This is a genomic window from Haloferax sp. Atlit-48N, from assembly GCF_003383015.2.
Classification (GTDB): Archaea; Halobacteriota; Halobacteria; order Halobacteriales; family Haloferacaceae; genus Haloferax; species Haloferax volcanii.
This window is the reverse complement of record NZ_CP137691.1, coordinates 211,660-236,135: the sequence shown is the minus strand read 5'-3', so window position 1 is coordinate 236,135 and position 24,476 is coordinate 211,660. Positions and strand designations below refer to the sequence as shown.

Annotated in this window: 17 protein-coding genes and 2 pseudogenes; 8 read left to right on the top strand and 11 right to left on the bottom strand. The window is 55.0% G+C overall.

Annotated features, from left to right (window positions below):
* Positions 1-361 precede the first annotated feature (361 nt).
* A complete protein-coding gene (locus tag DEQ67_RS16560; protein WP_115891639.1) occupies positions 362-3,571 on the bottom strand; it encodes a DUF499 domain-containing protein in 3,210 nt (1,069 codons plus the stop codon).
* A 198-nt stretch (positions 3,572-3,769) separates the two neighbouring features.
* Between DEQ67_RS16560 and DEQ67_RS16555 the strand changes: the two genes are divergently transcribed.
* Positions 3,770-5,524, top strand: coding sequence for a DEAD/DEAH box helicase (locus DEQ67_RS16555; protein ID WP_115891640.1), 1,755 nt, complete (start codon positions 3,770-3,772; stop codon positions 5,522-5,524).
* Positions 5,517-6,671, top strand: a complete 1,155-nt coding sequence (locus DEQ67_RS16550) for a hypothetical protein (RefSeq protein WP_115891641.1) — start codon at positions 5,517-5,519, stop codon at positions 6,669-6,671. Before DEQ67_RS16555 ends, DEQ67_RS16550 begins: the two co-directional genes overlap by 8 nt.
* 41 nt (positions 6,672-6,712) lie before the next feature.
* On the opposite strand, the gene DEQ67_RS16545 is transcribed toward DEQ67_RS16550, so the two are convergent.
* The 4 genes from DEQ67_RS16545 to DEQ67_RS16530 form a co-directional block, all read right to left on the bottom strand.
* Positions 6,713-7,417, bottom strand: coding sequence for a hypothetical protein (locus DEQ67_RS16545; protein ID WP_147301782.1), 705 nt, complete (start codon positions 7,415-7,417; stop codon positions 6,713-6,715).
* 223 nt (positions 7,418-7,640) lie between these two features.
* Entirely contained in the window at positions 7,641-8,855 is a 1,215-nt protein-coding gene (locus tag DEQ67_RS16540) for an SAVED domain-containing protein (RefSeq protein ID WP_115891642.1), read from the bottom strand.
* On the bottom strand, positions 8,848-11,196 hold the full coding sequence (locus tag DEQ67_RS16535) for a ThiF family adenylyltransferase (RefSeq protein WP_115891643.1): 2,349 nt from the start codon (positions 11,194-11,196) through the stop codon (positions 8,848-8,850). The genes DEQ67_RS16540 and DEQ67_RS16535 overlap by 8 nt, the downstream gene beginning before the upstream one ends.
* 12 nt (positions 11,197-11,208) lie before the next feature.
* The gene (locus tag DEQ67_RS16530; RefSeq protein WP_115891644.1) at positions 11,209-12,327 is read right to left on the bottom strand and encodes an SMODS domain-containing nucleotidyltransferase; all 1,119 of its coding nucleotides are present in this window, start codon (positions 12,325-12,327) and stop codon (positions 11,209-11,211) included.
* 513 nt (positions 12,328-12,840) lie between these two features.
* On the opposite strand from DEQ67_RS16530, the gene DEQ67_RS16525 reads away from it, so the two are divergent.
* On the top strand, positions 12,841-13,533 hold the full coding sequence (locus DEQ67_RS16525; protein WP_115891645.1) for a nucleotidyltransferase domain-containing protein: 693 nt from the start codon (positions 12,841-12,843) through the stop codon (positions 13,531-13,533).
* Positions 13,526-14,047 carry a DNA-binding protein gene (locus DEQ67_RS16520; protein ID WP_115805996.1) on the top strand — a complete coding sequence of 174 codons (522 nt, stop codon included), beginning with the start codon at positions 13,526-13,528 and terminating at the stop codon, positions 14,045-14,047. Before DEQ67_RS16525 ends, DEQ67_RS16520 begins: the two co-directional genes overlap by 8 nt.
* Before the next feature lie 144 nt (positions 14,048-14,191).
* On the opposite strand, the pseudogene DEQ67_RS16515 reads toward DEQ67_RS16520, so the two are convergent.
* Positions 14,192-14,623 (bottom strand): annotated as a pseudogene (locus DEQ67_RS16515) (nucleotidyltransferase domain-containing protein).
* Between the two features lie 208 nt (positions 14,624-14,831).
* On the opposite strand from DEQ67_RS16515, the gene DEQ67_RS16510 reads away from it, so the two are divergent.
* A complete protein-coding gene (locus tag DEQ67_RS16510) occupies positions 14,832-16,190 on the top strand; it encodes a restriction endonuclease (RefSeq protein WP_115862134.1) in 1,359 nt (452 codons plus the stop codon).
* 105 nt (positions 16,191-16,295) lie between these two features.
* On the opposite strand, the gene DEQ67_RS16505 is transcribed toward DEQ67_RS16510, so the two are convergent.
* Together DEQ67_RS16505 and DEQ67_RS16500 are read right to left on the bottom strand one after the other, a co-directional pair.
* Complete coding sequence (locus DEQ67_RS16505) at positions 16,296-16,742, bottom strand: hypothetical protein (RefSeq protein ID WP_115891646.1); 447 nt, start codon at positions 16,740-16,742, stop codon at positions 16,296-16,298.
* On the bottom strand, positions 16,739-17,314 hold the full coding sequence (locus DEQ67_RS16500) for a DUF7342 family protein (protein ID WP_115803509.1): 576 nt from the start codon (positions 17,312-17,314) through the stop codon (positions 16,739-16,741). The genes DEQ67_RS16505 and DEQ67_RS16500 overlap by 4 nt, the downstream gene beginning before the upstream one ends.
* A gap of 929 nt (positions 17,315-18,243) precedes the next feature.
* On the opposite strand from DEQ67_RS16500, the gene DEQ67_RS16495 reads away from it, so the two are divergent.
* Positions 18,244-19,119, top strand: coding sequence for a ParA family protein (locus tag DEQ67_RS16495; RefSeq protein ID WP_004967663.1), 876 nt, complete (start codon positions 18,244-18,246; stop codon positions 19,117-19,119).
* Positions 19,116-19,526 carry a hypothetical protein gene (locus DEQ67_RS16490; RefSeq protein WP_115883608.1) on the top strand — a complete coding sequence of 137 codons (411 nt, stop codon included), beginning with the start codon at positions 19,116-19,118 and terminating at the stop codon, positions 19,524-19,526. Before DEQ67_RS16495 ends, DEQ67_RS16490 begins: the two co-directional genes overlap by 4 nt.
* Positions 19,527-20,007: 481 nt before the next feature.
* Here the strand turns inward: DEQ67_RS16490 and DEQ67_RS16485 are convergent.
* The 3 genes and pseudogenes from DEQ67_RS16485 to DEQ67_RS16475 form a co-directional block, all read right to left on the bottom strand.
* Positions 20,008-20,348: pseudogene (locus tag DEQ67_RS16485) on the bottom strand (transposase); the annotation flags it as partial.
* A 522-nt stretch (positions 20,349-20,870) separates the two neighbouring features.
* Positions 20,871-21,404, bottom strand: a complete 534-nt coding sequence (locus tag DEQ67_RS16480; RefSeq protein ID WP_115803508.1) for an Lrp/AsnC family transcriptional regulator — start codon at positions 21,402-21,404, stop codon at positions 20,871-20,873.
* Between the two features lie 48 nt (positions 21,405-21,452).
* Entirely contained in the window at positions 21,453-22,790 is a 1,338-nt protein-coding gene (locus tag DEQ67_RS16475; protein ID WP_115891647.1) for an aspartate aminotransferase family protein, read from the bottom strand.
* Positions 22,791-22,961: 171 nt separating this feature from the next.
* Here DEQ67_RS16475 and DEQ67_RS16470 point away from each other — a divergent pair, with 171 nt between their 5' ends.
* Positions 22,962-24,431: a CoA-acylating methylmalonate-semialdehyde dehydrogenase gene (locus DEQ67_RS16470; RefSeq protein WP_115803506.1), complete on the top strand. Its 1,470-nt coding sequence runs from the start codon at positions 22,962-22,964 to the stop codon at positions 24,429-24,431.
* Positions 24,432-24,476 lie beyond the last annotated feature (45 nt).

Below are 24,476 nucleotides of genomic sequence, written 5' to 3'. Positions count from 1 at the left end.
GAGTTCCCTATTGGCCTCGAAGTTTGCTTCTAATGGATAAATGGTTCGATTTGGCGAGACTAAAAGTGGTGATTTGACCAATCTTAGTCACATATTCTATTTAAGTCTAGGAGCGGAATCGCAGCAAATTTCAAGAGATATAATAACAGATTTCATAAATGACAGGAAGTAATTGTATTCCGGATTCGTGTTGAGATACTGTCTGGGAAATGAAGTCGATTCTTTCAAGATTTGAAACGATATTCTGTGCCTCTGCACGAGTTCGATATTACAAGAGGCAACGATGTTGCTCATAGAGTCCTCGACAATAACGTGGGTACGTCGGATGGCGGTCTTCCCCAGCGATCGAGGTCCCTGAAGTCTATTTCTGGAAGCTGATCTCGATCTTCAGGCTGGACGCCTCGTCGGGCATGTGCTCGAAGAGGTCCTGCACCTTCGTGTAGTCCTGTTCGGACCGTAACGTCAAGCTGACCTGCGTCCGCTCGACGTCGACGGTCCCCTGAAGAGCGCCGGGAACACCGTCTTTATCGGGCAGCATGAACGTGACGTCGCCGTACTCGACCGAGCCCGTCTGGTGGTCCCGCCGCCACTTGCGCCGCATCGCGGCGACATCGTCGCCGTTGTACTCGAAGCGCCACGTCGGCGTCTCCGTCTCAGGGATCCGGAACGGGTAGCCGGGGACCCAGTCGGAGGACTTGTCCGAGCCGGTCGGTCCGACGACGTACGCCGGCTCTTCCTCTCGCCCGAGGTTCTGCAGCAGGAACGTCTTCACCATGTCCTCGGTGACGCTGCTGTCGAACCTGTCTGTCATTTTGCTTACGGTGAACTGGTCGCCGGGTTCCAAGTCGTCGAGGTAGTCGAGAATCTGCTGCCCGATCCGGCCCGAGACCGTCGGCACGATCTTGACGGAGGTCGGATCGCGGTCACCGAGTGACTCCAGGTACCGACCGCCGGCTTCCAACACGTAGTCATCGACGAGGTAGTCGTTCACGGCCTCGCGTGCCGCCGCCTCGGTCTCGTCAGGCGGTAGGAACACAGTTTCGTCGGCGCGAATTTCCCCAAGAATGGTGTCGAGGTTCGCATACCCGTTTTCCTCGATTCGTTCACCGATTCGATCGGCGAGATACGATGCGCCGACGGTCGTTGCACTGCCGACGTCGCGGAGGGTCGCGTCGGACTGTGGCTTGTCGAGGATCTGATTGCCGCGCACGACGACGTACTGGTCCTCGCGGTTCAGCCGCCCGATGGCGCGCATCACCACGTCGTGGCTGTCGCCGTCGATCCAGACCTCGCCGTCTTCGATAAGTTCGAGTTCGAAGTCGCCGACATCGATTGCGGTCGTCCCGCTGCCGAAGCGGCGTCGAAGTTCCTGCTCCACGTCATCGACGCCCCACAGCTCAACGTCGTCTTTGTAGACGAGCACCGTGTCCAGGGAACTCCCGGAGAGGTCGTCACGGAAGCCACCGGTGTCGCGTGCGAGCACCGGTTTACCGTTCAGCGCTTCCACGGTTGCGTTCAGCACGTCGTTGGCGCTCCCCGGAATCGGGAGCTGTGGGTCGCGAAGGAACTGCTCGTAGACGTCGTCGACGGATATCTCGCCGCGGCGGTCGAGCAGGTCCTGAACAATGTCCCAGACGTGAGACTGGAGGTCGAATGGATCGGCTGCTGCGGAATCGGCGATGTTAGAGCCGTCGAGTTCGGCCTCGTCCATGACGTAAACGTCCAGCTCCATTGGTGCAGCGAGGTCGAATTCGTTGAGGAGGTCGTCACCGTCGAGGACTTCGCCGTACAGCATCTGAAGCTCTTCGCGGAGTTCGTTCTCCTCTTGGTCCTTCATCCCCTGGATCGACATGCGAATCTCGTCATCGAGGGACTCGTCAGCGAGTACCTGCCGCGCGCCCTCGATGTACCGCGCCTTGTCGATGTAGCGCGTCCCGGACTCGATGGCCTTGTCGCCCGAAGGCTGGACGAACACGAGCGTGTTGCGCCACTCCCGACCTCGCCCGTCGTTCGTGATGACCTTCTTGACCTCTTCTTGTGTCCACTGACTATCCTTCACGACGACCTTGATATCGCGGTCGTCGGGGATGTCCCGCATATCGCTCGTGCGGAAGCCCACCGGGTGGGCGTTCGATCCGAATATCTCCCCGACGAAATCCGCGATCTCGGCCTTCGCCGATGTCTCGGAGACGTCAGTCGCGGCGTTGCGGATGAGTGCGTTCGGGTTCTGCCGGTCGCGGATGGCGTACTTCCCGTTGAGCTTGTGGAGGTGCCACGCGACACCATGTAGCCGTTCGAGGTTGAGGACGACGTCGGACACGAGGTCGCCAGTCTGGTACGCGCCCATGACGATTTCTGAAACGTTGGCTCCCTCACCCTCACTCGGCTTCAACGAGTAGAGGAGAATCGCGTTCAGGATCCGACGGCCGTGGGGGACCTCGTTCGCGTCGACGCGGTTCTTGATGTCGCCGGTCGCTGCGTTCAGGCGTTCGTAGTTAATCTTCGCCAGTTCGTCTTCGAACTCGATGGCGTCGATGTCGCCGTGCGTGATCAGGTCTGTCTGATCCCGCATCTCCAGGAGAACCTTCGAGAAGAGGTAGATCATCCCGCGTGTGTTCTGGTTGCCCTCGTCGGCATAGTAGCGCGTCTCCAAGGCGTCGAGGAGCACGGGATGGAACGGATAGAGATCGTGCATCTCCGACAGCAAATCATCAGGGAGATCCACGTGGCCTTCTGCTTGGTCGTATGCATCAAAGTACCCGTTAACGATCTCTCGGGCTGCATCCTCGTCTACCGAATCAATCAGACGGTGACGGAGAACCTCGCGCTTGTCCACCTGGTTGTTCATGTTGACTTCGACCGCCTGTTCTCGGTTCAGGATGTCGTGGACTTCAGACCCTTCTCGGAGAACGGAGACGACAGTGTAGAGATCGAGATCAGAGAGTGCCGTGGATTCGAGGAGCGCTTGAAGGAATCCCTTGTTCGCGCTCTTGCGGTCGCCGCGGAGGGTGTCGAACCAGTCCTCCAACTCGTCGACGAAGAACGCGACTGTCTCGTCGCCGACGGCCTCCTGAATCTTCTGCATATCTGGATAGCCACCCGAGTCAAACGTTCCGAGGTCGTAATCGAGGGCTTCGAAGAGTGGTTCCCAGAGGTACTCGTACTGCTCGTTCTGCATCGAGACGGTGACAGGCGTGGCGTCGTCCGGAAGCGCGTCGCCGAACCCGTCGATGGACTCGTCAGCCCATCGACCCGCCGCTTCCGAGTCGGCGAAGCAATGGTAGAGTGCCACCATCTGGTGAGATTTCCCACTCCCGTATGGCCCGTAGAGGATGTGCGTCCCCCGCGGGTCCTCTCCTGTGAGTGAGTCCCGGAGAATAGTGAGGGCCTCTCGAAGCCCTTCGGTCATCAACGTCCGTTCGAAGAAGAGTTCCGCGTCTGATTCGAACTCTTCGTCGTCCTCGACGTTGTAGAGTTTCACCTGCCCGTCGATCTGTCCCTCCTCCCGAAGCTCACGGCTTAACGTCACCGTATCTTCGAGAGTGTTCGACAGGGAACCAGCCTGAGACATTTTGATACTTTATCAGACATCTGGAAGGCCCAATAAACACTATGGAACATTGGTACCTTTCGACCGAGGGATAGATGGGTGGCCGATGTTCTCGATGGCGACTCTCAGTCAATCCACTGAGGAGAGCTTCGAACTACGACCCGACGACACCTAGATGACCACAAAACGTATTTTACGGATTGCTGACTCTATCGGGCCATGGGAAGCTACGACCTCGTAGATATCGAGGTCTCGCACGAGTCCGCAGACGAATATTTAGCATCTTGGGATGAGGGAGATGACAGCGATGCTCACCTTCTAAGCGTTCAAGCGGCTCGTCTCCGAGCGGGTCGACCGGACTCCGAACTACGGTCACTGAAGGAGTTGGACGAGAACTCGGTTAAACTGCTCGAACACCAAGTAGACGCTGCGTACCGTGCCCTGTTCGAGATGGACGGCAAGGCTCTGCTCGCCGACGAGGTCGGACTGGGAAAGACCATCGAGGTGGGAATGATCCTGAAGGAGATGCACTTCAGGGAGACGGACGACTCCGTTCTCGTTCTCACACCAGCTCAACTGGCGAAGCAGTGGCAAGCCGAACTCCGCGAGAAGTTCGGCCTCGACTTTGTCTGCAACTATGACGACGAGTTCACTGGCTTCGACGCCCACGACTACATCATCGCAAGTATCGACACTGCGAAGAGCGAGAGACATCGTCAGACGGTTCTCGACCGGGACTGGGACGTGCTTGTCCTCGACGAGGCGCACTACGTCAAGAACGAAGAGACGGACCGGTACGACCTCATTGACCGACTCTCGTACAACTACGCGTTCTTCCTGACGGCGACGCCGATCCAGAACGAACTGACGGACCTGTACAACGTCGTCTCACTGCTCCGTCCCGGGTTGTTCGGCACGCGAGACGTCTTCCATCACTACTTTGTGAATAGCAATCAGGAGACCCTCGTCAACAGAAACGAGCTACAGGAACGGTTGAGCAAGGTGATGATCCGTAACCGACGAGAAGACACGGACATCGACTTCACGGACCGAACTATCGACACACGGACGTTCGAGCCAACCCCGAAAGAACGCGAACTCTATCAGGCAGTCACCGATTACGTCAAAGGTGCCTATAGCCAAGACCAAGGTCAGAAGTTGGTTTTGATGCTCCTCCAGAAGGAGGTCGTCAGTAGTCCGGTCGCACTCAAACAGACCATCGAGAAGCGACTCTATGAACAGTCCGAGCTCACGCACGCAGACGAATTAGAGTCGATTCTCGATCTAATCGAAGAGGTCGACACGGTGACGAAGCAGGAACGGCTGCTTGACATCGTTGAAGAGGCCCGCAACAACGTTGAGATGGGGAGAGTCATCGTCTTCACTCAGTTTCGGGCGACTCAACGGCAGGTGCTCGACCGGCTCGCTTCCGAGGGGTACACGGTACACGCGTTCCACGGGGGCCACTCTAGCGATGAGAAGGAACAGATCGTCGAGGACTTCGAAGAAGAGGGCGGAATCCTCGTTTCGACCGACGCGATGAGTGAGGGTCGCAACTTGCAGTTCTGCAATATCTTAGTCAACTTAGACTTGCCGTGGAATCCGATGCGCGTTGAACAACGCATCGGACGCGTCCACCGAATCGGGCAGAAACGCGACGTGTTTGTCTTCAACATGGCGCTAAAGGACACCGTCGAGGAGTACGTACTCGAACGTCTCTACCACAAGATCGACCTATTCCAACAGAGCGTCGGCGAACTGAGTTCGATACTGAGCAGGTTGGAGGAGTCCGGGACTAGCTTCGAAGACGAGATCTTCGAACGCCTGATGAACGCCGGTTCCGAGGTCGATCTGGAGAACGACTTCGACGCCATGGCCGTCGACCTAAGGGAGCAACGCGACCTCGCCGACAAGCTTGAGGAGTTCAACAGCGGCGTCTTCGAAGGCTTCGACTTGGGGGCGAGCGATGACTGACGCGTCGGTCCCCGTGACGCAGTCCGCTGTCGAGTCGTTCGCAGAACGGTATCTGCGCTCTCTCGGTTGCACCATCGAACAGCGAGGCGACACCTGGGACGTGAGCGTTCCTGAAGGTGCGGACACTCAATCGTTACCTGATGAGTTCACAGTGGTCTGTGGAACGGAAAGCGACAGCCCCGAAGAGAACACGAAACTCCTCCATCCCGAGAGCCGGCTTCTACAGGAACTGTTGGACGAAGCGGTTCGACGCACGCCAACGGGCAGAATCGACCTGACCGCCGAGTCGACGGAAATCGAAATTCCGGAGTGGCTTCAAGGAGGCGATGTCGAGGTCCAAAATGCCGAATTCGCTCCGTACTACGATCGGTCCGCACTGGTCGTGCTCTTTCGAGTGAGTATCGAGACTGTGAGTGAGTATCAGCGAGAGTTCCTTCGGGTGGTCGCACTCGACGCCAGATCTGGTGAGTCGCTGGAGGGACTGGAGAGGAACTTTCTCCGAATCACTTCCTTCACCGGTGATTCTCCAAGTGGTTACCAGCCTTCGCTGAGGAGAGAAAAGGTGCGTGACCTCGTCGACGAGGGACAAAAGCGGGTAGTAGACCGTGTACAAGGACTCATTGACGAGGTTCATGAGGAAGCCTCGCGAGCGGCTGACGCCGAAGTGGAGGAGTTCCGCCAGATGCAACAACAGCGGATTCAGGAGCTCGAAGAGCGACGTGAGGGTTTGTCGTCGAAACTCGACGAGTCGAGAGCAACTATCGACGCAAGTGAGCAGGCAGAGCGTGTCGAGGCACTCAAGCAACGAAAGCAAATCAAAGGAGAACTCGAAGAGTTGACGACCGAACTTAGCGATCTCCGTCGCCGTCGTGATCAAGGGTTCCCAGAGCGACAGAGGGAGATACGCCAGCGGCACGCACTCGACGTCAGGGTGACACCACTCACCGCAACGCAGGTCGAATACGAACGTGGCGAGACCGAGATAGAACTTGCAGAAGAGGGCGTCATCCAGGCACGCACAGTAGGTTACGGGATTGGTGTTGGAGTAACGGATTCAGTGCAATGTACCGCATGTGGTCGGGAACTCACCTCACAGAACCCACTCGTGTCGATAATTGGTGAGGTCAACTGTGACGCATGCTACTAACTACTGAGAGCCAACAACGAAATTTCGATCGTGGGCAATGCTTACGCATCAAGCCTGTAGAGAAGCAAGTCAGACTTCGTTGAGAGGATGTCGCCGACGAGCGCATCGACAGTCGAGCCAGCCGACGAAACGCCGAAGACACAGACACTGGCTGGGTCCTTGAATCCGATATCGGTCAGCCTGTCTCTCACCTCGGTGACCAACTGTGCTTTCCCGACGTCGACAGTCGGTGACCCAGCATCGCGAAGTGCTTTGACGAAGGTTGGTGTCCTCGATAAGACAACCCCACCTGAACGAAGGAACTCGTGTTCTTCAGCGAGTGTTTCCACCAGTCGGCTGTCTCGAGCAGATTTGTCCAATGCGTTCTTCCACTGCAGTTCTGAAGGCTGCAAATCACTCGAAAACTCACTCACTCCGTTTCGGTCAAGTGAGGCGACAACCTGGTCTCTGGAGGACGTTTCGGCTTGCCCACGATAGAAGTTCCACACACTCGTATTCTGTACGTCGTGCTGGCCTCCGTTTTCGAGCAGTTCTCGAAACGTCGCGGGCACACACAGGGTTCTGATTCGAGGCTTTGTAGGCATCTCTCCGAGCGTCGCTTGCGTCTGCGACTCGAAGACTTTGGAATCTGTCAGACGTTGGAGTGAGCTGCTCGCGACGAATAGAGATGGATCGAGCAGGACGTCAAGCGGTGGTCGGAATTTTCCGTTAACTTCTCTCCGAAGTTGGTCGTTTCCGTCACTCATTGGATCTCGTTTCACAACGGCTACTGATAAATCGCATCACGTGACCCACATCCTACTCATCACATCCATTGTGATATTTCTCGCGTACCTCCCTACGATGAACTCGTATCTATCCTTCTTCCTACTCCCATCCACAGACGGGTTCCCCAGAGCACTGCTGCTCATTATACAGTGTTGGCTCTGTTGAAATCCTCTGGTAGTCCGCTCTCCAGCGTAGAGCGTGCTATTGTATCAGGATGGCTGGTTCGTATCGTCTGGGCTGATGGTTGTCATTGAACGCGTATGTTTGGATTGGAGGTAGCGTGTTAGTGTGTTGGCCGAGTAGAAAAGACAAGCCGACTGGGGAGCTTTGGAAGAGGTGTATCGTTTCGATGTTTGATCTGGTGTTCAACTCATCTCGAACGGCGTTTTGAAACTCGTTCGCAATTTCAACACCCTGTTCCGGTGAGATTACTTGGTCATAATTAGTTCGCTTAATCTCTATCTCGGTGTTGAAATCGGGGAGGTCACTTGCAGTGTTCCCGACTTCTGGACGAACATCGTCAATGAGGCTAAGGTATACTGCCAAGTCAGTCTTGCTGGAGTCTTTAAGCGTTGAGTTGATGCTCAGTTCCGCATCACTTGGGGAAACAGTGACGTCCCACGTTATTTCGTTGAAGTTCGGGTCTTGTTGGGTCCATTTGGCGTGAATTCCCCTGGTCGTCGGGAATTCACACCCAACGGCGAACGCGATTGGTAATCGTGTTCGGCCCATGAACTCAATTCCTCTGTCTTCTGCATACTCGGCAAGTCGATTAGTCAGCCGCGTGATTGTCTCCCCGATCCTGTGATTCCACGTTTTTTCTCCTGGAAGACGATTGTCTTCGAAGTGGTTGGATAGGTCGGCGTGAAACCATAGTTCGTCGGTCGGATTTGGCGACTGGTACGAATTAATCGAACATCGGATAGTGTCCGAATCGTTTCCGCTGTTTACAAGAGCATCTAGCCGTCTCTGAATCACCTCATCTACAACTCGATTGTAATTTGGTGAGTCCTCCTCACTCAGTTCGAGAGCGTGAAAGAACCACTCGGAGAAGTCGTTGACAGTATCAATATTACTTAGAATTTCGTTTGCCTTGCCAGCGGAAAGACCAGGGCATCGGAGTACAAAGGTGAAGAACGTGTCTTTGTTTGTGTAACGAGAATGTATTTGGGGGATTTCTACGTTTAGGATTGTTGGCGAATCGAGGATATCTTCGCTGAGTAAGAGTATTGCGCCAGAGATCTCTTCGCTCTGCAATACAGATTCGATTTGACTCTCTAACGGGCCTGGTCCGACTTTTCGTTCATCTCGCCACACTGGAACGCCATGTTCTCTTAGACGACGGTCTAATTCGACTGCCAGATTTTTTTGCTCGTGGTTATACGAGAGAAATACCTCTCCAGTGGGGTTAGTCATGGGTAGAGTCACCTGGGCTGTACCTGACAGAATTTGCAGAGCTATTTAAGTCTAAGTCATCGGTTCGAGGCTCTTTGATTAGTGTGAGTTCCTCAAAACTGTCGTTCCGGTGGAAAATGTATGGCTTGATGTTGAATCCGGTTTGCTTGTTACCGCCGATAACGATGAGGAACGGATGGGGGCACTCGTAGGATTCGTTGTCCGCGATTGATTGCATCTCTTGTTTGTCTTCGTGGCTCAGGTTCGGTGCCGTGTTTGGGTGGGTGTGCCATTCGCCAAGATAGTATAGCCCGTATCGTTCTTGTGATTCTTTCAGAGCTTCATCGACTTTTTCGGTGCCTCTGAGAAACGTTCTCGGCGTCTGGATGGAATCTGGTGGTGGGTCGGACGCGCGAATGATCTGCCCGCTCGATTCATCGGTGTATCTCCCTGTTAAGATGCCGCCAGTTTCGTCTGGTGCATCCCTTTCAAAGTACTCAACCATTTCGTTGAGACAAACTCGTGGAAGTTCGAGTATCTGCCCGCCTTCGGACTTCCATTGAATCGAATCTGGAAACGGTTCATCACGGCGTTTAACAGAGGTTGAGCCTTGACTACGTGATGCTTCCATGACGGTGAAGGAGGAGTGACCTTTCGCCAGCCCAGTAGACTCTTCAATTAGGTTCGGCACGATGCCTCCCCACGTAGTAATCGTATTCATTGTGATTACGGAAGCGGGGTGCCAGCAACCGACGCGTTCTGGGATGAGATCCTCATCGGGATGGTGTTCGGACAAGTCTTGGAGAGTCCAAGGACCGATTTGGGCTTCGAAATCCTGAAAGTTGAAAGACTGGGTGAAGATGGAGTACGTGTAGAGGCGTTTTCCTTGTGGGCCAAGTGCTGTGGTGATGACCAGTTTGGCAGAGTCCCACCGTTCCTGGGCAAGAGCATACAACACTTGGTCGTTCCCGGTACAATCAAGAATGATGTCCGGGTCGGGCACTGCTTCTTGATCAATCTCGGACAGTGGATACCGTGAGGTTACGTCGTGTATCGTAGCATGTGGCGAGAGGTCACGTAACCGATTCGCTACTGCCGTTGCCTTGTACTGGTTAAGCGCGTTGAGGGAGAGCGTGTGGCGGGCAAGATTTCCAATCTCGAATTTCTCCCCGTCAACGATGGTGAGATTCGTACAGCCATCTCGAAGTAGGTTTTCGGCGACTGTACTACCGAGTGCGCCCGCACCGATGAGCATAATATTACTTTCTCGGACCCTTCCATCGAGTTTTCCCCGGCGCAATAGTTGGTCCTGCGCCCAGTTATCCGACTCTAGCCATCTGATTGATTCAGATTTGAAAGACATCTGGGCGAGGCGCACACGGTTACTAGTAAGATCCCGAAGTCCACTGAAGCCGGACGTGTCTGGAATGTCGTCTATTTTGATTGCTTGCCAATGGATATACGCGTTGTCGCTCCCGATGGATTCCGGTATTGGGAATCCAAGGAGAAAATATGAAAACGTTGCATGTGGGTATGCTTCACGCGTTTCCCCAAGGACTTCGAATACGTTTTCTTCAACATCACTCAGCAGGTCATCCAGCTCTCCCCAATCCTCTGGGACCTCCCACGGTGGTTTGATCGGCGGTTCTTCAAGAAGCAACCACACACCAGGAATCACTTCGTCTGTTTCTACCGAATCTCCCCACTCTGGTGTGTAGACAGAGTCTCCTTCTACATCTAAGTAATCAACAACGACCCGACCGGGTGTCTCGTTTAGTATTGACAGGGCCGCAAATCCGTACGTTTCTGTTTGTTCTGACCACGTTTGAAATGATGATTTCGTTTCGTTGTACGCGAGTTGTGGTTGATTGGCTGATTGTGAGAAAGCAGGAAGTTCGTACGGTTCCCCGTCTTGTCTAAGTTCACCGGTAGAGGCGAGTTCCAACCATCTAACTGCACGAAGGAGATACCACCGTAATCGTTCCTGCGCGTCGAATGGTTCTTCGAACCCGCCAGTTCGACCGATGGAGTTTGTATATCGGTCAACACAGATGTTCCCGTTTCGCCACGGGCGGTCGACGTTCCCCGATGTGTTCAGTGTTTGATGTGGGTGTGTTTGCGTAATCCCATTTTCTTTGGCGGGATAAATCCCGATATTGCCGCCCGGGTAGGACTCATCAATACGGACGTACCAGTCTGTTTCCTCGGGTATGCTTGACTGCGTATTGATATTCTCTGGGGTGAGCCGGATTTTCACTGTCCATCTCGAATCCCCGTCCCGCTGATTCAACTCTTCCAAGATTTGGAGTTCGGGGATGTCTTCTATCTCATCGACAGCTTCGGTAATGGCGTTTGGTGGCATACTGAAGTTGAATTACCCGAACCGTTGTGAAGAAACGTTAGCTGTGTTATTCGGGGGGGTGAATGTGGCCGTACTCTCGTCGTCCGTATCATCATCGTCACTGTCACCGATTAACGGGAACTCTTCACCGAACATCTCTCGCCAATACAGAGCCGATTGTTCCTTGTCTTCTTCCTCATAAGCTCGTTGAGCCACCTCAGAAGCGTCTGTCACTCGACCGTAAAATGCGGCGAAATCTCTCCCCTCAAGACGGGCGAGTACGTTGTTCTCAGGGATACCGTGTTGTCCAAGTACCGGCGTATCCTCGTGCTCGGCATTTGATTCGTACTTTTCGATGAAGACGTCGAATGCACGCACCACGCCTTCTGCGACGCTTGAAATGTAGTCCGGACAGCACTCTCCGATAAGCCGCTCTAACGGGTAGCTTTTCGGCCGTTCGGGAAAGTCAACCTGCGTCCGTCGCCACCACTTGAGGGCCTTGACGACATTGATGTAGTGACCGTTGGTTCGGTCGTTCTTGTTTTGCGTCCAGTCCAGTGTTGCAAGGGGATGGGTTTGATCCCAAGAGTCCAGTTCTCGATCAGGGATGTCTAACGGTTCATCTTGCCAATTTTTCTCGGCACCCTCAAACGTGTTATCTATTGATTTGGCGATGATTCCCATGTCTTGCTGATCAGCAATATTGGCGATGTTCGCTTTCCCAATAGAACCAGGCGCAGACAATTCGTTTATCACCGCTTCACTCGGTGCAGCAGTGAGAACGAGATCCATCTCGACTTTGTTCAGTTCGATTTTGTAGGACCGTTGATTTGGTTCCCACTGGCCTGGATAGTACCGATTAAGAAACGGCTCACAGAGCTCCATTGCATCGCTGGCCGTATATTCAGATTTCGGCAGGTTTGTCACGAAGACTATATCGACGTCAGATTTCTCGTCACCGATTGGCTTGACTGCTGTTCGACGAGCGTAGCTGCCTTGGAGGAAATCAGAGACGTGAATTTCGGATAGGTCACCATCGTTTGAGAGTCGCTCACGGAGTTGTTCGTGGCCGTCAACGTAATCACTTATTTGTTTGTCAGTCGGTCGAATGTTTGAGAGGAATTCCTCAAACTTCGACGGTAACTCAGTCATTGGTTATCCTTTCTTGCCAACCATTATGAATCCGATGTGGCCTCGGTGAAAGTGAAACAAGAAGTGGATTACAGATGAATAGTAGGGCACAGTTCGGACTGATGGTGGTGACAGTTACCATCTAGAGACAGCAAAGCGTTCCAAAAGCGATTCAGGTCCATCACTGATTTTCGGTCTTACCTTCATTGGGGTTGGATTCCTGATTGGTTCGCAATATGGTAGCAGTGAGGCGATTCTATGTTCCCTAGTTGGATTTCCAATCCTGAGTATACCCAAGAACAAATAACCACTATCCAAATCCGAAGGGAGTCTTGAATCGGAATGAGGGCGGGGACGTCAAGCTGAAAGGTAGTCCTCTGATCGTGGAACAGCCTCGAATTAGTTGCAAAAAAATATACTAGCACTTTTCCACCTAAGCGAGGCTACCCGGACAAGTTCAACTAAGCATACTACTTGAACAGATACCCTATTTTTATATAAAGTATAAGTAAGTAGACGAGCTTACTCTTTAGTATGCAAAGTAGCACGAATACTCCCCATAGAGAGGGGACAAGTATATCACTCGATATTCCAGCACAAGACGCGAATTTATTCAAAAGCCAAGCAGTCCACGAAGTGCTTCTATTTTTATCTCGTTATCACTCTGACTCGTTTTCTATCACTGAATTAGCTGACGCTGTAGATTACTCCCAGCCAAGTATTTCCAAGGCGGTGGACGTATTGACTGCAAACAACCTTGTAATCGACCGCCGTGAAGGGAACACGCGGCTTGTACACGTCAACCGAGCCCGGTTGTCACGACCGGACGACTTGTTTCTTCAGATCCCCCAATCAGAATTCCAGCCACCTGTCCGCACTGCAACCAACGAATTAGTCGAGAATCTCGACGGTGTCATTGGCATCCTCCTCTACGGGAGTGTCGCACGAGGAAACGCAGACCGGCTAAGTGATATTGACCTATGGGTACTCGTTGAGGAAGATCGAATGGCGAACCAGCGAACGGCAAACCGTGTACGACAGGATCTCGAAGAGCGGCAATTCGAAACAGGCCGGTACGCATACGATATCGACGTCGAGTCCTTGCCTGCGATTCCGAACTATACTGAGGAACTGCGAGAGGTACTTCGTGGTGGGCTTGTTGTCTACGACTCCGAGAAGTTTGAAACAGTCCGAAAGATGGTCTTCCACGGTGAGCTCGATGAGTGAAAGATCCGATCCACGAGCCATAACCGACGCACTCAACGCGGCAACTGACGCGTTCAACGAGGAGGGGTTTGGTGTCCCAGCACGCGAAGACGGGATCGACCCGGACGACGATTGGAAAACACAGCTCACGAAGGCCTGCCGATTGCTTGCAGCTGTTGATCAAATCGCTGATCAAGGGTTCTACACTGCGACGATTGAGTTGTGTTTCGGTGCAACCGAACGGTCTATCGAAGCGTTTGCATTAGCCGAAGGAACGAGCGAGCTCAATGACTTCCACGACCATACCACCTGCTACGATCGTGCATCTGATCTAGGGCTTCTGTCTCGGGACACAACACGCGACCTTCGGCACTTGTACGATACTAATCGAACTGACAGTTACTACGGCGGACGTCGCCCAACGCAGCGACAAGCAGAAGCGATGCAACAACTTGCCAAGAGTGTCCACAAACACGTCACCAACCAGATAAGAGTAGGCGGCGTTTGCACGTGCGAGACCGGAACTAATCCATAAGAGATAGTCGTTCGACGAGAGAGATGCATCGAAACCTAAGGTTCGAGGCCGTTCTGAATTCAAGTCGCATCACGACTTCACCACGTGCCTCATATTCGATGCAGTAGTTAATACAGGTACATCCAAATTGAGACAGCTCGCTCGTCAGTCACGGAGTCCCTCCTCCGCAATGCGATCGATTACCGCGCGCCGCTGACGCCGAAGGTCGTCCCGCTGTTCGGCGAACTGTGCTTCAGTCTCTGTCTTGAACTGTTCGAATGCCTGCTCATCACCGCAGACGAACGAACCGCTGACTGCATCGTGTGCAACAGCTAGTGGGAGCGTCTCAATATCCGAGACATCAACGAACGGCGCATCCTCCCACTGAAGATCACCCGATAAGAAACACTACTTCTCAAATCGGTCACGAGCAGAAAGACTGTCCGCAAACTTGACTGCGATGTCGAGATCAGACGCCATCGTCGCCCCGCCCGTAATCTGTGAGCCGAGTGTGACCACGAATTTAATATCCGAGTCAGAACGGACTGCCTCTCTGAGGGCAGAAAGCGCCTCTGAACGTCCATCGCTCGGTTCCATGTCTAAATCCATGGTGTATCGTCACAATAGAATTCCGTCGGACTGAGACAAGTTATGGAGTGTGTCACAGAAAGACACCTGGCTTGAACTCTGTCGAGGGTGGAGTAGACGGCTCACCGCTTACACATTGACGGGCGTTACAGCACCTAGTGACAGGGAGGCAATTAATTAATAGTTACAGTACGTCTGGTTGTCAAGTGAAATTCTCATGCCACTCTTAGACGATTTCTCCGGATTCGAATTTGAAGACCTGATGGAGGATGTTTTTCGGAATCTCGGGTACGAAAACGTCCATCAGGCACGCAAAACCGCCGACGAAGGACGAGATATCCTCATGGAGGAGGTCGTCGACGGGACACGCCGTGGAGTTGTCGTCGAGTGCAAACACACAGGCTCTGTCGGACGGCCTGTCGTCCAGAAACTCCACTCAGCCATCGCGACGTACGACTACGACGGCCCAAAGCGTGGTATCGTCGTCACGACAGGGCAATTTTCTGCACCCGCCGAAGAGTACGCTACTCGCCTTAGACAGAACGGCGATCCATATCCGATTGAGCTCATCGACGGAACCGACCTGAGAGATATCGCCGATGAAGTCGGCTTGGATCTCTACAACGGCCGCATCGAGATTCTCTGTAACGAAACGCTCCGGCCATTCGACCCTGCAAGCGGTGTTTACGCACCAGTACGTGAAGCAGCCCGTGACATCCAAAACCTCGACGCAGACGCACTCCCAGAACCACACAAGCTCGTTGACTTCCAGCCGTATCTCACCATTAGTGCACGAACAGACGCTGTCTTCGAAACCTCAGTCGGTGTCATCCACCGTGTCAACGAATCAAACCGCTTCGTCGTCCATGCGATACGAGGAGAACCCAGCATCGCAGACAGCCAGCTTGCAGACCTCATCGCGAACAACAGCCAGCAAGCAGTCGAACTCGATTCCGACCGCTTCAGCACGATGTTCGACGACATCGACGTCACTCGCTACGGGCAGACAGAAACCGACTACAAAGAGTGGGCAGTCTCTCGTCTCCAGCAACATCACACGACGACTGTCAGCTACACAGGTGGCAACAATGTCACCTACGAGAAGACGTGTAAACCGAAGCAGTCAGACATCTCTATCCAGGCGATTTCACCGCTCTACGTCCCACGGGTTCGACAGACACTGCAACTCCAGCAGTACACCTATCCGTACTCGTACTACGCTGCGGGGCCCTCCCGAGTCGCGATCGAAGATGGAATCCATCGCTGCGTCCACTGTGAGAAAGAAACAGCGAAATCGTACACGTACTGTGCAAATTGTGGGAGCATCAACTGTGACTCGCACATCAAAACAGAACGGCTCGAGGGGACACCAGTATGTACAGGCTGTGCAGTTACCGAGCGATTTGTGCTGAAAACGAAGTACTTCTACGACGAATCAAACCTCGAAGAGTTCCGCTCAGAGTACGAACAGATGGCCCTCCACGAGAAAGCAATGGAGAATACACCACTCGTCGGTGGCCTTCTCATCAGTATCGTACTCTTACTTGGGTTCATTCTCACGTCCGGGGTCGTCTAGTACTTTGGAGGTGCCTCACCCGACGAAAGTGATTGCTATTTTGAGAGTACGATGACCTCGATGAAGCGTACAACAGGCAGTAAAGTGAACACCATAGCGGGTGGGTCAGCCTTCCCAGAATGCACGCTGACGAGCCTCAATCTCGACAAGAGCCATTGAGAGGACGTCACGCCAATCGCTGGGATGCGGTGAATCATCTCCAGGTGTCGGTGCATCTGGACCGGGATGGATGTGGTCGCGAGCGTTATGATCCGACGGGTGGCGGTCCCATCGATGATCGAACGTTCCTTGCTCGTAGTCTTCGTGGTAATGGAGCGAGAAGTCACCGTTCTCGAACCAGACAATCTCTACCCGGGCACTGTGAACACTCGATAGGTAAAACTGTGTATCGTACACACAGACCAACCGGTCAGGGGCGAATTCAGGTTGGTCGACTATCTGCGTGAACCGCTCGTCGGAAGCAAATCGATCTCGGATGACGTCCAAGCGGTCGAAATCAATTGGAGCACCAGAAACTGAATGCGACCCACTACTCTCATCTTGTCCTGTCATACCGCCGTTTGCTGATCAGCAGCGTCGCCCGGCTCGGTTGCTAGTGCCCGTTCGAGGAGCTCAACCCGACGGCGAGCCGTCTTCCACGCAGACACAGCCTCCCAAACGTCCTCTATCGATTGGTCAGTAGCTGATGCGTGCTTTGAGAGAGAGACCGCTTCTGGCGACGCGACATCGAATTTCTCGGCCAACTCCTCGGCTCTCGCTGCCTCCGTTTTCAAGAACTCAAGCAACTCCGCTGACGAATACTCATCTTGGAGCATCTGGACCCGCCGCCAGTTCAAGTATGATTGGTTGCGTACATACGTGGCCGGCGACTCGGTAACCTGCTTCACGATACCCATCTGTTCGAACCACTCGAGGTACTCTCTCGCGGCGTCGACGCCGTGGCCTGCGAGGTCAGCAACTTCGCTGGCGGTCGCTGGTTTGCTGAGCCCAAGCACAGCGTCAAAAAAATCGTCTCGCGTCCGCTCTCCACGGACAAGTTCCTCTGGCGAGGTCAGGGCGTCGAAATCTGGCGCGTTAGTTCGCTCCTCGGCATCAGCCTGGAGTTCAGAGCGCGGTTCTTCCATACTCACACCACGTGAGTAACAGGAATAAATCTTGCTAGCACGGATTATTCCGACATGATTCGAGGGGCTACATTAACCAACAGATCGGCTATATACGCCCAATTGTTGGTTAACATAGTTGTCGATGTCTCATATCTGGTGTAGTGCTTTATTACAAGTACATCGAAAATGAGACATCTGGACGTTTAGATTGAGTAGCGTTAGTTCGCCACTCTGAACAGGATCTCGTCGCAGGAAGTAGGTTTGGGCCACGAACCATTTGGCACATTCAACGCGACGACTGACGTGTTCACCGAGGTCGAGATTGAAGACCCTCCCCCCGTCATCGATGTGTAAATCGAACATCTCCTGCAGCTCTCAACTGGAACTCTCCCAGACATATCGCACCCCTCACCATCGATGTGTGAAAGTCGATTCCTGCAACAAAGAGCAGGGGTCACTCTGGTCGAACGACGTCATCACACGAGTAGCATTCCGCGAACACGCCGGTTGTATCATCTGCTTCTTCAAACTCAATCAGCAATTGATGCGGCGCAAGCTCGTCACCACAGTCAGGACACCGACCAAGTATCGTTGAATCAGTTGTCATGGGGGAGTTGTGGAGACGTGTGTGACACAGATTGTCTCCAGTAGTAGCTACGTGGTGTCACAGCAAAGAGGTTTGTCCAAGCGGAGTACCCACCACATACATTCATGAATTGTGTTCATTAACCTTGTTCACTAAATCAGATTTCCCCGTAGACCGCTGTAATCATGGATGAGTATAGTCTCACCCAGCCATGGCGTTCATTGTGTTTGTTCATCAGATGTATTCAGCTTGTTTGTTCATTGTGTACATTCATTGCTGAACATAACGAATGGATATCTCTGTTGAACACAATGAGTGCATGCACAGAAGATTCAAGGTGATGGTTCATCATGAACACAGTATGCTCACATATTCGACCTACAGCGAGGCAGGCGGGGTCGGGAAGACGACCACCGCAGCAAACCTGGCGGTTGCGCACGCTCGGGCAGGGTTGAAACCGCTCGTCGTTCCACTTGACCCACAAGACGGCGATCTTTCACGTCTCTTCGGGGTTGACGACCAGCGGACGGATTCAGTCGATAACATTGTCCGGCATATGATTCGACGCCCCAACGGCGACTTTGAGGATCTCATTCGGACTGTCGAAGGTGTCGACATCGTTCCGGAGCATAATATGCTCTCAGATTTAGCCGATTTTCTCCAGCGAGAGAAAGACCAGGCGGAAGCCATGGGCGAAGCATTCGGGATGCACGCACAGTTACTCCGTGTACTCCGCGAGGCCGGCGTCCCGGAGGAGTACGATGTACTGATCTGTGACCCGCCAGCAACTGAAGGGCCACACCTCTACAACGCGATTCACGCGACGCGGTCGCTTGTCATCCCCGTCGAACCAAGCGCAAAGGGCCGTGCAGCAGTTGAGGGGCTTGAAGCCCTCGTCGCCGGGTTTGAAGACCAACTCGAGATTGACGTTGGTGTGCTCGCCGCCGTCCCAACCGGATTCAAAAACACACGTGACCAACGGCAGGTACTAGCTGAAATCGACTATCCGATCCCAGAGATCATCAGCGAGCGTGCCTCCCTGATGGAGGGGTGCTGGATGGAGCAATGTTCGGCGTTCAAATACGTCCGTGAACATCGTGATCGTCGCCGTGACTACGAAATTGAAACGCTTGCTCAGTTCGACCGCATCGCGAGACATCTCGAAGAACAGGTTGGTATCGAAGCGCCAAACCCCCCGGAACCGGGTGACGTCGATCACGAGGTGGTGACGGTATGACTGGCATGAAGAAAGGAGCTGGTGAAGATCCGTTTGCAGATGACTCGTCGACTGACTCGACGACCGATACAGAGACTCAGACGAAGGAAACAGAGCCTGAACAGGCCGAAGAAACGAATTCGAAACAGGCCGAGGGCGAAGACACCCAAGAGTCTCGCCAGCAGATCCAGATTCCATACAAATTCCGCCGTGATGGCGTCCAAGACGGTCGTGACCGCGTCCCGCTGTTCTTACAGAAGGAGACAAAAGTCGCAGAGCGAGACGCCCTCCGGGAGTTCGAAGACCGGTTCGAAGAAAACGTCTCACTCACCGACCTCCGTGAAGCGCTCATGAAGGTCGGCCTGCAGCACCTCGATGAAACAGAAGAGTGCCTCGAAGAGTGGGGCTACGGGATGACGTTCGACTAGCCAAGAAACGGCGCTTACAGCAGTATAGGTGCGAAAATCGACAGTTGGCAGTCGGTCACGGTCCGAAACTTGGACTCCGCTGGGTGGTTTGTTGACCAAGAGAACGAGCGTCGCTTCCCTGATATCTCATTCTAAGGACCGAGGAGTTCGGAGGTAGCGTAATAATAGCGTATTTCTTACATTCTCAATTACCTCATTGTCCCGCAGAGACAACGAGGATTAGCGATATATCGACCCGCTGCCGAAATTACTCAATGAATCATATATCGCTATACCAAATTTATTGGTCGGGATGGCCACTGTTTCGGAGGATGGCCAGCTTTCAGTTTTATTCAATGATGTATTAGTCAGAATTATCTATCCTGATCGACCTCTTCGGTCGATTATCGAATCGAACTCTGCAAATGTCGGATTTCCGTCCGAAACTCCTGCCTCGAGATAGTGTTTCCACTCACGAAGGGCGAACCGAATTGGGAGCTGCTTAGTCTGCTGGGATCAGTGCAGAAGAAACCCATTCCACACATTCACCAGCTGTCAGGACAGGCGCATAGTCCATATCGCCGCTACTCCTGCTTTCAGGAGAAAGTCGGTAAGCCGCCAGATATTGTGCAGTAACGCTGCGAACACGAAGTAGAAGAGCCTGACGCGGTAGTCTTTCGAGGAGGTTTTCGCTAAGAAGTCGTACTTGATCGACTTGTACGCGTTTTCGATTTGCCATCGGCGGCTGTATCGCTGACAGTACGCCTCGGCCTCGGCTGGCCCAATCCTGAGGTTCGTTGCAAACACTGCTGTTCCGTCTCCTTTCGTCGAGGGGACGTACAGGGGTAACGCGGATACCGGCCATGGAAACACTTATTCTTTTAGTGATGATTGGGTGAGACGATGGCCGATGGCTTCCGAGATCTACTTAATTCGCTCCACGAACGCGGATATAGTACGATTTCCCGGGACGAGGGTTACGATAAGGAGGCTAGTGGAGTAGTTCCACTTAATCAAGAGGACTGCCGTGAGAAACCCTCTGGTTGGCGTCGATTTCTTCCTCAGATATACGATGCTGGGGACATCGACCTTGTGCCGAGTGATATTCGGTACATCGTTGAAGCTCATGGATTCCGAGTTGAACCAGTTGGCCGCGACGCAGATTCATTGACAGTACTGATACAACCGGATCTCGATCAGTAAGCACGCGCTATTGAGCGGCTGATTCTTCCTTACGATGCTACAAATAACTCACACATCAAAATCATTCTCCGAGATTGTGGTCCGGTCCGCCGAGGTTGTGGGTCTTCCTGCGACTGTCGTGTTTTTTCTCGATGGCGGCCGCCAGCACCTGCTCGCCGGCCGTCAGCCGTCGGCGTCGCTCGACGGGTTGAGGACGGCGGCGCGGGCCTCCTCGCTGAGGTTCGAGACGTATCTGCGGTCGTTTTCGAACTCCTGCATCACGAACTTCGAGGAGGTCTCATTCACGCCATCGATAGCCACCATCCGGTCGATGAGCGCGTTCAGTTGTTCTCGGGATTGGACGCGACTGATGACGACGAAGTCGATGTCGCCCATCGTGTAGTACACCTGTTCGACGCCGACGAGGGCGTCGAGTTCCGCGCCGATTTCGTCGGAGTAACCCGTCTCGTGGGTGACGGAGACGTCGGTGATGGCGACCATCTCCAACCCGAGCGACCGCGGGTCCACGTCGGCCGTGACGCCGCGGATCACACCACTTTCTTTCAGCTTGTTGATCCGGTAGTGGACGGCCGATTTCGAGATGTCGAGTTCAACCGCCAGCGTCTCCAAACTCACGTCGAAGTCGGCTTCGACGCGCTCGAGGATGGCGAGGTCCGTCTCATCCAAATCCGCGACCGACCGGAGTCCGTTGGTCATACCGACGGCTATGCGCCGTCGGGAAAAAGCCGTGTCGGTCCGTCGGGGCTAGTCCATCGCCGCGTCGGACACCGCCAGCCCGGCATCAAGCGCGTCGATGGCGGTGTCGACTTCGTCTTTCGTGATGGTGAGCGGGGGCGCGATGATGAGCGTGTTTATCATGTTCGCGACGTACGCCCCGTTTTCCTTCGCGGTTGCGGCCACCTCGTCGACGACGGTGCTCCCCGAACTAATCTTGTCCGAGCGTGTACCGAAGGGGACGCGCTCGTCGGCGCGGCGCGACAGCTCGATGCCGCGGAACAGACCGACGCCGCGCGTCTCGCCGACGCTGGGATGGTCCGCCGCGAGCTCCTCGATGCGCTCGCCGACGTACCCGCCCATCTCGTTGGCGCGGTCGATGAGGTTCTCTTTTTGGTAGGTCTCGATGGTTGCAAGGCCGGCGGCGACGGCGGCCGGGTGGCCGGAGTACGTGTGACCGTGACAGAACATGTTCTCCTCGAAGTGCTCGGCGATTTCGGACGTGACGATGGTCGCCCCGAGCGGTTGGTACGCGCCGGTCAGCCCCTTCGCCATCGTCATGATGTCGGGTTCGACGTCGAACACGTCGCAGCCGAACCACTCGCCGGTCCGTCCGAACCCGGACATCACCTCGTCGCAAATGAGCAGCGCCCCGTGGTCGTGGGCGATTTCCTTCAGCCGCGGCAGGTACTCGTCCGGGGGGACGAGTATGCCGTTCGACCCGACGATTGGCTCAACCAGAATCGCCGCGACGGTGTCGCCTTCGAGTTCGAGCATCTCGTCGATGTACTCGACACTCTCCATCGGGTCAAGCGTCGAGCCGTAGGCGTACGGGTCGGGCGCTTTGATAGTCCCTGGAATCCCCGGTTCGGCGGGCAGCCGGCGGGGGTCGCCGGTGACGCTTATCGACCCGTACGTCGCGCCGTGGTACGAACGATAGCGCGAGACGATTTTCTGTTTCCCCGTGTAGAACCGGGCGATTTTGATTGCCGCCTCCACCGCTTCGGTTCCACTCGTGGAGAAGAACGTCTTCGAGAGATCCCCGGGTGTCACCTCCGCGAGCTTCTTTCCGAGCTTCGCCCGCGCATCGGTCGTGTAGCCCGGCGAGACGTACGCCGCCTTCCGCATCTGTTCTTCGACCGCGTCGATGACCGCGTCCGCGGAGTGACCGAGGTTCGAGCACATCAACTGGCTCGAAAAGTCGACGTACTGGCCACCGTCCGCAGTGGTGAACTGCGCTCCGTCGGCGTCAACGACCTGCGTCGGCGATACGTCCTTCTGGAACGACCACGTCCCGAACACGTGCTCTTTGTCGACCCGCTCCGTCTCGTTCAGTTCGGACCCGCCGCTTGGTTCTCGCTCCGGCATCGTTGTTGAACGACTACTACCCTGCTATTGATTAATCTTTGCACTAGATGCTTATTTCTAGAACAGCGTTCGAGACTCTTTGAAATTCAATGGACAAATTCTTTCTTTAGAGCTATATTTCGAAAATCGTAGGAAAGACTTAATTGGGAGCGAACTGCAGTCGAACGTACCATGCGAGAAGACGCTTCAGCGGGAGGCGAAGTACAGAACTACGTCGACGGGGAATGGCGTCCGGCGTCCGGCGACGACGGGCGGGACGTGGTCGACCCGGCGACGAGAGACACCGTCGCGTCGGTCACCTACAGCACCGCGGCGGACATCGACGACGCGGTGAGCGCGGGGAAGGCGGCGTTCGAGACGTGGCGGTCGACGCCCGTCGAAGAGCGCATCCAACCCCTGTTCGAGCTGAAGCGACTGCTCGAAGCGAACCAAGACGACATCGCCGAGGCGCTCGTCCGCGAGCACGGCAAGACGTTCGACGAGGCCAAAGGCGAACTGCGCCGAGGCATCGAGAACGTCGAGGTCGCCTGCGGCATCCCGTCGATGATGCAGGCGGGCCACCTTCCGAACGCCGCGCCCGGCATCGACGAAACGGCGGTCAGAAAGCCGCTCGGGGTGTTCGCGGCGGTCACGCCGTTTAACTTCCCGGGGATGATTCCGCTGTGGTTCCTGCCGTACGCGGTCGCCACCGGCAACGCGTTCGTGCTCAAGCCGAGCGAGAAGACGCCCGTGACCGCCCGGCTCATCTTCGAACTCGTCGACGAGGCCGGCTTCCCGGACGGCGTCGTCCAACTCGTCAACGGGGGCGCCGACACGGTGAACGCGCTCGTCGAACACGACGGCGTTGAGGGCATCTCCTTCGTCGGGAGCACGCCCGTCGCCAAGCACGTCTACAAGACGGCCGCCGCGCACGGCAAGCGCGTGCAGGCGCAGGGCGGCGCGAAAAATCATATCGTCGTCGCCGCCTCCGCGAACCTCGACTTCGCGGCCGAACAGACCATCGGATCCGCGTTCGCCAACACGGGCCAGCGCTGCCTCGCCAACCCCGTCGCGGTCGTCGAGGACGCGATTTACGACGAGTTCGCAGAGCGCGTCGTCGACATCGCGGCGGGGATGACGTTGGACAACGGTCTCTCCGAGGACGTCGACATGGGGCCGCTCATCTCCGGGGCGGCCCGCGACCGCGTCAAGGAGTACGTCGAAACCGGGGTCGAAGAGGGGGCGACGCTCCTGTACGACGGCCGCGACGCCGACGTGCCCGCCGAGGGGAGCTTCCTCGGGCCGACCGTCTTCGGCGACGTGTCGCCCGACGACACGATTGCTCGCGAGGAGATTTTCGGGCCGGTGTTGGCGCTCGTCCGCGCCGACGACTTCGACCACGCCGTCGAGGTCGTCAACCAAAGCGAGTTCGGCAACGCGTCCAGCCTGTTCACCGACCGCGGGGCCGACGCCAAGCGGTTCCGACACGAGGTGGAGGCGGGCAACCTCGCGGTGAACGCGGGCACCGCCGCGCCGATGGCGTTCTTCCACTTCGGCGGCTGGAAGGACTCCTTCTTCGGCGACCTCCACGCGCAGGGCGACGACGCGATTCGCTTCTACACCGATGAGGCCGTCTACATCGAGCGCTGGCCGGACGCCTGACGCGACCCGAATCGAACGGAACACGGTTGCTTCTTTTTCGAGGTC